The sequence below is a fragment of the Billgrantia tianxiuensis genome, from assembly GCF_009834345.1.
Classification (GTDB): Bacteria; Pseudomonadota; Gammaproteobacteria; order Pseudomonadales; family Halomonadaceae; genus Halomonas; species Halomonas tianxiuensis.
This window is the reverse complement of record NZ_CP035042.1, coordinates 5,007,215-5,015,118: the sequence shown is the minus strand read 5'-3', so window position 1 is coordinate 5,015,118 and position 7,904 is coordinate 5,007,215. Positions and strand designations below refer to the sequence as shown.

The window sequence follows — 7,904 nt, the reverse complement described above, 5'->3', positions numbered from 1 at the left end:
GTCATCGCGTCTGGCTACGGGCTCCCCTTGGCTTCGCTACGCATGGGGGAAGCCGATTTCCCAGACCGTCACCCTGCCAGCCTCACCCACTGTCTAGCCACTGTTTACAAAGAGCTTTTCCACACACCCAAAGAAAACCTAACCTATTGTTTCGAATATGATTTTATTACTTATCAACAGACGTCGCCCACAGTATTAATCACAACAACCCACAAAAATCAGGAAATTACGCCGTTCGCCGGCCCCGCTTCCAGTCGCGCCATGGAGCGTAACAATTGCGTCGGGCAGCCGAAGTCTCTACAATTTCCGGTCTTGAACCGAATCTGTCCCTGGTTCCTATCGGGAGCCAGGGCGTTCCTGTAACGACGTACCGTCAAAAACCACGTGGGAATCGAGTGTTATGAAACGTACTTTTCAACCCAGCGTTCTGAAGCGCAAGCGTGTCCACGGCTTCCGTGCACGCATGGCTACCAAGAATGGTCGTGCCGTTCTGGCCCGCCGCCGCGCCAAGGGCCGCAAGCGTCTGAGCGCCTGATAGCGGATTGCGCGTGTCCGGTCATGGTTTCCCCAAGCAGCTGCGCTTGCTGACTGCCGGGGATTATCGATACGTTTTCGATCACGCTACATTCAAGGTACATGGCAAGGGGCTGATGGCCCTGGCGTGCCCCAATGGACTGGACCACCCCCGCCTTGGCCTGGTCATCAGCAAGAAGAACGTCCGCAGGGCCGTGGACCGCAACCGCCTCAAGCGGTTGACTCGTGAATCCATTCGTCTTCAGCAATGCTCGCTACCCGCCGTCGATATCGTCCTGCTGGCGCGGCGCGGCGCGAGCGAGCTGGACAAGGCCACGCTGCATCGCCAGCTTTTCGGCATGTGGCGGCGCCTGGAGCGTGATGCACGAAAAGCGATGACCTCCTGACCGGATGCGGTACTCGTCTCCGCCCCGATAGCCTGCTCGGCAGGCTATCGCCCTCTTTCACATGGCAGCGGATTCCGTTCCAGCGGCATGTTCACTACCCACCGGGCAGAACCCTCATGGACGTAAAACGACTCCTATTGCTGATTCCACTGGCCGTGCTCACCTATCTGCTAGTCGTGCAGTGGAACCAGGACTATGGCCAGGTTGCTCCTGAGCCCGAAGCTCCCACCATCACGGCACCGGCACCCGGTGAAGCGCAAGCGCCCGACGATGACGGCCTGGCGGTTCCCGCCGCTCCGCAAGCGGAGCGCGACGTGGCCAGCGAAATGCCAGCCGAGACGGAGCAGGCGAGCGGAACGCGCGACCTGATCGCGGTCATGACCGACGTGCTCGACGTTCGCATCGATCCCCAAGGCGGCGACATCGTCTATGCGGCCCTGCCGCGGCACCGCATGACGCTGGGCTCCGATCGCCCCTACGTGCTGCTCTCGGACAACGAGACTCGCAGCTATGTGGCCCGCTCCGGCCTGCAGGTGGATGGTCACGGGGGCCGCATCGCGTTCACCCCGAGTCCACCAGCTATCGGCTGGCCGACGGCGAAGGCCGCCTCGACGTCGATCTGCACGGCGAAGTGAACGGAGTCGACGTCATCAAGCGCTTCTCCTTCGCGCGCGGCAGCTACGCCGTCGAAGTCAGCTACTACCTGGCCAATAACACCGAGCAACCGGTCACCGCGCGCTTCATCGGCCAGCTGGCGCGGGACAACAGTCCCGATCCCTCCAGCGGCGTGGCCATGGGCATGAGCTCCTACCTGGGCGCCGCCTACTCGTCTCCGGACGAGCGCTACCAGAAAGTCGGGTTCGACGACATCCAGCGCGGTCGCTTCAATAACCGTGATGTCCAGGGCGGCTGGGTCGCCATCATCCAGCACTATTTCGTCTCGGCCTGGGCGCCGCCGCAGAACCAGCAGAACCTGCAGTACGCCACCACCGATTCACGCAATCGCAACGTGGCGGCGTTCGCCGGCCCGGTGACCACGGTGGCGGCGGAAGGGGAAGCCCGCCTGGGCGCCACGCTCTACGTGGGCCCCAAGGTTCAGGACTATCTCGAACAAGTGGCGCCCCACCTGCGCCTGACCGTCGATTTCGGCTGGCTGTGGTTCATCGCCAACCCGCTGTTCTGGCTGCTCGACCAGATTCACAGCCTGATCGGCAACTGGGGCTGGTCCATCGTGCTGCTGACCGTTCTGGTCAAGCTGGCCATGTGGCCGCTCTCCGCCAAGGCCTACAAGTCCATGGCTCGCATGCGCAAGCTGGGTCCCGAGATGCAGCGCCTCAAGGAGCAGTACGGCGACGACCGTCAGAAGATGTCCCAGGAGATGATGAAGTTCTACCAGAAGGAGAAGATCAATCCTCTGGGCGGCTGTCTGCCGATTCTGGTGCAGATGCCGGTGTTCATCGCCCTGTACTGGATGCTGCTGGAGTCGGTGGAGCTGCGCCATGCGCCCTTCATGTTCTGGATTCAGGACCTGTCGATGAAGGATCCCTACTTCATCCTGCCGATCCTGATGGGGGCCTCGATGTTCGTGCAGCAACTGCTCAACCCGACGCCGCCCGACCCCATGCAGGCGAAGATCATGAAGATGCTGCCGATCGTCTTCACCTTCTTCTTCCTGTGGTTCCCGGCCGGCCTGGTCATCTACTGGGTGGTCAACAACATCATCTCGATCGCCCAGCAGTACGTGATCACGCGCAAGATCGAGAACGACCCCAGCGTCGGCAAAGGGGTGAAGGCGAAGTAACCTCGCCCCCGCACGACACCAGACCCCTGCCTCGGCAGGGGTCTGGCGTTTGTACCGTGCGAAACGGACAATGCCGCCATACCGCTGCAATCGAGAGGACGCCGCATGGCCGACAGGCTCTACCAGCAGGACACCATCGCCGCGCTGGCCACCCCGCCCGGGCGTGGCGGCGTCGGCATCATCCGCGTCTCGGGCCCCCTGTGCGCGGCGATCGCCGAAGCCGTGGTAGGCCATTGCCCCGAGCCGCGGCGCGCCCACTACGGCCCCTTCCGTGGCGCCTCGGCGACAATCGACGAAGGCATCGCCCTCTTTTTCGCCGGGCCCCACTCCTTCACCGGCGAGGACGTGCTGGAGCTGCAAGGCCACGGCGGTCCGGTGATCATGGATCTGCTGCTGGAGCGCTGCGTGCAGCTCGGCGCCCGCCTGGCCCGGCCGGGGGAATTCTCCGAGCGCGCCTTCCTCAACGACAAGCTCGACCTGGCCCAGGCCGAGGCCATCGCCGACCTGATCGAAGCCAGCTCGCGCGCCGCCGCCGAGAACGCCCTGCGCTCGCTTCAGGGGGAGTTCTCGCGGCGGGTGGAAACGTTGGTGCAGCGGCTGATCGAGCTGCGCATGTACGTGGAGGCGGCCATCGATTTTCCCGAAGAGGAGATCGACTTTCTCGCTGACGGCAAAGTGGCCGAGATGCTCGGTGCGGTCCAGACGGAACTCGTCGAGGTACGCGCCGCCGCCGGCCAGGGCGCGCTGATGCGCGAAGGGATGAGCGTGGTGATCGCGGGCCGTCCCAATGCCGGCAAGTCGAGCCTGCTCAACGCTCTCACCGAGCAGGAAACCGCCATCGTCACCGAGATAGCCGGTACTACCCGCGACGTGCTGCGCGAACACATCCACCTGGACGGCATGCCGCTGCACGTGATCGATACCGCCGGGCTGCGCGACACACCGGATGCGGTCGAGCGGATCGGTGTGGCCCGTGCCTGGGCCGAGATCGAGAAGGCCGACCGTGTGCTGCTGCTGGTGGACGCCGCCACTACCGACGCCACCGATCCCATGGCGATCTGGCCCGAGTTCGTCGCGCGCCTGCCCGACTCCTCCCGCCTGACCCTGGTGCGCAACAAGATCGATGCCAGCCACGAGGCGCCGACGGCGGACTTGTCCACATCCCCGCCGGTGATTCGGCTCTCCGCGCGCACCGGAGAAGGTGTGGATAACCTGAAGGAGCACCTCAAGACGGTAATGGGCTACTCCTCTACCACCGAGGGGCGCTTCTCGGCACGGCGAAGGCACCTGAATGCCCTCGACCGGGCGCAGCGCGCGCTCAGCAACGGCGAGGCGCAGCTGTCCGGCTATGGCGCCGGCGAACTGCTGGCGGAGGATTTGCGCGACGCCCAGCAGGCGCTAGGCGAGATCACCGGCGAGTTCAGCGCCGACGATCTCTTGGGCGAGATCTTCGGCAGCTTCTGTATCGGCAAGTAGCCGGCCCTGCCAGCTCAGCTCCTACTCCTCCACCCACCAGCCGCCCCCGTAGCGGGTCGTCTCGCCCAGCAGCGGCGTGACCCGCGCCATGGCGGCGGCGAGGCGCTCGTCCAATCCCCAGGGCGGATTCACCACCAGCATGCCGCTGCCGTACATGCCGCGCTCCTCGCCCGGCTCGCGCAGCGTCAGTTCGCTGCGCCAGATCTTGCGCAGGCCGCCGTCGCGCAGTCGCTCGAGCAACTCGAGGTGACGCGCCGCCGGCAGCAGCGGATACCACACCAGCACGACGGCATGACGCACCTTTCGCATCGTCGTCAGCAGCGTCTCGGCGACTTCGCCATATTCCGCCTTGCGCTCGTAGCTGGGATCGATCAGCACACACAAGCGTGGCGTGGCCACCGGCAGGCCGGCGAGTAGGCCGGCCAGACCGTCGGCGTGGAGCCGCCTGACGTTGGCGGGAAGCCGCTGCAGGGCCAGATGCTCATGCTCTCCCGGATGAAGCTCGAACAACTGCAGCCGATCGTCCTGACGCAGCCGCTGGCCTAGCCACCAGGGCGAGCCGGGGTACTGCTCTAACCGGCGTGAATCGGTCTGCACGCTGGCGATCGCCTCGAGCCAGCTCGCCAGCAGCGGCTCTTCGGCCAGCCCCCGGCGCGCCTCCCACAGCGGCAGCACGCCTTGGCGGTATTCCCCCAGGCGCTGGGTCTCGCTGGCGTCCAGCGGATAGAGACCACGGCCGGCATGGGTATCGACGAAGGTGATCGACGCTGCCTTGTGCAGCAGATGGTCGACGACCGCATGCACGGTGAGATGCTTGTGGACATCGGCAAAGTTGCCGGCGTGATAGGCATGCTGATAGGAGAGCATGTCGGGTCAACCGTTGTGAATAAGATGGAAAAACCTGGGCCCGCCAGCGAGTGGCGGGCCCAGGCAGTAGTGCCATGCAGCCGCTTACTGGAACTGCGACTCGATCGGCGACAGGGTGATCTCGACGCGACGGTTCTGGGCGCGGCCCTCTTCCGTATTATTGCTGGCAACCGGCTGGCTGGGGCCGTAACCGGTCATGTAGAGGCGGTTGCGCGCCACCCCGGACTGGGCCAGGTAATTGCCGACCGACTCGGCCCGCCGCTCGGAGAGCCGCTGGTTGTAGCTGACGCTGCCGGTGCTGTCGGTATGGCCGGCAATGTTGACCCGGGTGTCGGTGTACTGGGTCAGCACGTTGGCCACGTCGTTGAGCGCGTTGCGCGCCTGCACGGTCAGTTCGCTGGAGTCGAAGCCGAAGGTCACGCTGCTCGGCATGTTGAGCACGATGTCGTCACCACGCCGCTCCACCTCGACTCCGGTGCCGCGCATGCTCTCGCGCAGTTGCTGCTCCTGGCGATCCATGTAGGCGCCAATGCCGGCACCTGCCGCTGCACCTACGGCCGCGCCGATCAGCGCACGGTCGCGACGGCTGGTGCTGCCGCTGCCGGAAAGTGCACCGGCGGCGGCACCCACGGCCGCGCCGACGCCGGCACCGGTCATGGTGCTGGAACGCTGGGTCTGGCCCGAGTAAGGGTCGGTCGTAGCGCAGCCGGCCACCAGGATGGCAGCCGCCAGAGGAGCAACGAGTCGGGAAGCTTTGAACATGGACACTCTCCAGGTCAGGGAAACGCGATCATTCTGCGCCGGACGCGCTTACGAGCGCCAGCAGCTCGTTCAAGAATAATAGACCTTGGGGTGAAGCCTGAAGCCTCTGCGCATCTTCCACGAGAAGTCCTTTATTCCGTGCCGTCTCGAGCCGCCGCTCCAGCACCGCAAGAGGCCGCGCCGTATGCGCCTGCCAGTCACGCATGGCCACGCCCTCGACCAGGCGCAGTGCGTTCATGGCGAACTCCAGCGGCAGCTCGTCGTCGCCGACTTCGATGTGGCCGGCGACGAAGCCGCGAGGATCGTGGCGACGCCGCAAGTAGGCTTCGGGCTGGCGCGCCTTCCAGCGCCGCTCGATCCGCAGCCGCCCCGACTCGTCGAAGCCACTCAGCTTGCCGTGACTGCCGGCACCGATGCCCAGGTAGTCGCCGAAGCACCAGTAGTTGAGGTTGTGCCGCGAACGCCGGCCCGGCTGCGCATAGGCAGAAATCTCATAGCGCACGAAGCCCGCTGCCTCCAGCCGCTCGTGCCCCAGATCCTGGATGTCCCACAACGTCTCCTCCTCGGGCAACGCCGGCGGCCTGGAGTGGAACTCGGTGTTGGGCTCGAGCGTCAGCTGGTACCAGGAGAGGTGCTCGGGCGCGAGCGCCAAGGCGCGCTCCAGGTCGTCCAGGGCCAGCTCGGGGGTCTGCTCCGGCAGGCCGTGCATCAGGTCGAGGTTGAGATTGTCGAAGCCGGCAGCACGCGCCTCCTCGACCGCCGCCACGGCGTCCTCACCGCTATGGATGCGGCCCAGGGCCGCCAGTTGAGTCGGCTGGAAGCTCTGTACGCCGAGCGACAAGCGATTGATACCGGCCCCGCGATAGCCGGCAAAGCGCCCTCGCTCCAGCGTGCCGGGATTGGCTTCCAGGGTGATCTCGATATCCTCGGCGAGCGGCAGGCGCCGGGTCAACCCATCGAGGAAGCGCTCGTAGAAGCCTGCCGACATCAGGCTCGGCGTGCCGCCACCGATGAAGATGCTGCCGAGCCGACGGCCAGCCGCCAGCGGCAGATCGGCGTCGAGGTCGTCGAGCAGGGCCGCCAGATACTCGTCTTCCGGGAGTTCGGCGCCTCTGCCCACACCATGGGAGTTGAAATCGCAGTAGGGACACTTGCGCACGCACCAGGGTACATGCACGTAGAGCGCCAGCGGCGGTAGTGCCGATGCGTCACAAGTCAGGCCGGTCATCAGCGTTGGGACGCATCGCGCAGCGCAGCGACCATGGCCTCGAGGGCCCGGCCGCGGTGGCTCAGACGATTCTTCTCCTCGGCCGCAAGCTCGGCGACGCTCAGGCCACGCTCAGGCAGCCAGAACAGCGGATCGTAGCCGAATCCACCCTCACCGCGTGGCCGCTCGAGGATCTCTCCTTCCCAACTACGCTGGACGATCAGCGGCACCGGGTCGTCGGCATGGCGCAGGTAGACGAGGGCACACCAATAGCGCGCGCTGCGCTGGTGACCGGAAAGGCCGTCCAAGGCCTCGAGCAGCTTGGCATTGTTGCGTACATCGCTCTTGGGCTCGCCGGCGTAGCGTGCCGAATAGATACCCGGTTGCCCCGACAGGGCATCGACCTCGAGTCCCGAATCGTCGGCCAAGGCAGGCAGGCCGCTGCTGCGACTGGCCTCACGCGCCTTGAGCAGAGCATTCTCGACAAAGGTGAGGCCGGTTTCCTCGACGTCGACCACGCCGTATTCCGATTGAGGCCGGATACGTAACCCAAGGGCCGCGAAAAGCTGACTGAATTCCCGAATCTTGCCGGGGTTACCGCTGGCCAGTACCAGCTCATCGGTAGGGGACACGATGCCTCCTCGCTAAGAAGTACAGCAGGCAATCATATTACACGAGCCGGGACCTGGGCTGAACCAATCTCTCTTCCGGCCCATGGGCGGCGTTCTGCAATAGAACGGCCAGGAAATAGAACGGCCAGAAACAGTTGGCAAAGCCGGTACAGCACATTGGGCATGCGGGCTTGTTGTACGCATTCCTGTAACCTATCTTTACATCCAGCCTCGGGCAGTGCCACTGCAGGACGTCACTG

At 65.0% G+C, this 7,904-nt stretch carries 7 protein-coding genes and 1 pseudogene; 4 read left to right on the top strand and 4 right to left on the bottom strand.

Annotated elements, in window-relative coordinates; genetic code table 11:
* The first annotated feature begins 400 nt into the window (after positions 1-400).
* The 4 genes and pseudogenes from rpmH to mnmE all read left to right on the top strand — a co-directional run bounded on the left by rpmH (position 401) and on the right by mnmE (position 4,197).
* Complete coding sequence (gene rpmH / locus EKK97_RS23505; RefSeq protein WP_010626003.1) at positions 401-535, top strand: 50S ribosomal protein L34; 135 nt, start codon at positions 401-403, stop codon at positions 533-535.
* Between the two features lie 13 nt (positions 536-548).
* Positions 549-920: a ribonuclease P protein component gene (gene rnpA / locus EKK97_RS23500; protein WP_159555630.1), complete on the top strand. Its 372-nt coding sequence runs from the start codon at positions 549-551 to the stop codon at positions 918-920.
* Positions 921-1,096: 176 nt separating this feature from the next.
* Positions 1,097-2,721 (top strand): annotated as a pseudogene (gene yidC, locus EKK97_RS23495) (membrane protein insertase YidC).
* Between the two features lie 105 nt (positions 2,722-2,826).
* Positions 2,827-4,197, top strand: coding sequence for a tRNA uridine-5-carboxymethylaminomethyl(34) synthesis GTPase MnmE (gene mnmE, locus EKK97_RS23490; protein WP_159555629.1), 1,371 nt, complete (start codon positions 2,827-2,829; stop codon positions 4,195-4,197).
* A 21-nt stretch (positions 4,198-4,218) separates the two neighbouring features.
* Here mnmE and EKK97_RS23485 read toward each other — a convergent pair whose 3' ends face one another.
* The 4 genes from EKK97_RS23485 to rdgB all read right to left on the bottom strand — a co-directional run bounded on the left by EKK97_RS23485 (position 4,219) and on the right by rdgB (position 7,665).
* Positions 4,219-5,064, bottom strand: coding sequence for a 23S rRNA (adenine(2030)-N(6))-methyltransferase RlmJ (locus EKK97_RS23485; protein ID WP_159555628.1), 846 nt, complete (start codon positions 5,062-5,064; stop codon positions 4,219-4,221).
* Between the two features lie 84 nt (positions 5,065-5,148).
* Positions 5,149-5,826 carry a YiaD family glycine zipper/OmpA-like lipoprotein gene (locus EKK97_RS23480; RefSeq protein ID WP_159555627.1) on the bottom strand — a complete coding sequence of 226 codons (678 nt, stop codon included), beginning with the start codon at positions 5,824-5,826 and terminating at the stop codon, positions 5,149-5,151.
* A gap of 28 nt (positions 5,827-5,854) precedes the next feature.
* Entirely contained in the window at positions 5,855-7,054 is a 1,200-nt protein-coding gene (hemW, locus tag EKK97_RS23475; protein ID WP_159555626.1) for a radical SAM family heme chaperone HemW, read from the bottom strand.
* On the bottom strand, positions 7,054-7,665 hold the full coding sequence (gene rdgB / locus EKK97_RS23470) for an RdgB/HAM1 family non-canonical purine NTP pyrophosphatase (protein WP_159555625.1): 612 nt from the start codon (positions 7,663-7,665) through the stop codon (positions 7,054-7,056). The genes hemW and rdgB overlap by 1 nt, the downstream gene beginning before the upstream one ends.
* Between the last annotated feature and the right edge of the window lie 239 nt (positions 7,666-7,904).

Coding starts and splice junctions, on each gene's coding strand:
- mnmE (WP_159555629.1), top strand. CDS start 2,827: ATGGCCGACAGGCTCTACCAGCAGGACACCATCGCCGCGCTGGCCACC.
- rpmH (WP_010626003.1), top strand. CDS start 401: ATGAAACGTACTTTTCAACCCAGCGTTCTGAAGCGCAAGCGTGTCCAC.
- hemW (WP_159555626.1), bottom strand. CDS start 7,054: ATGACCGGCCTGACTTGTGACGCATCGGCACTACCGCCGCTGGCGCTC.
- EKK97_RS23485 (WP_159555628.1), bottom strand. CDS start 5,064: ATGCTCTCCTATCAGCATGCCTATCACGCCGGCAACTTTGCCGATGTC.
- EKK97_RS23480 (WP_159555627.1), bottom strand. CDS start 5,826: ATGTTCAAAGCTTCCCGACTCGTTGCTCCTCTGGCGGCTGCCATCCTG.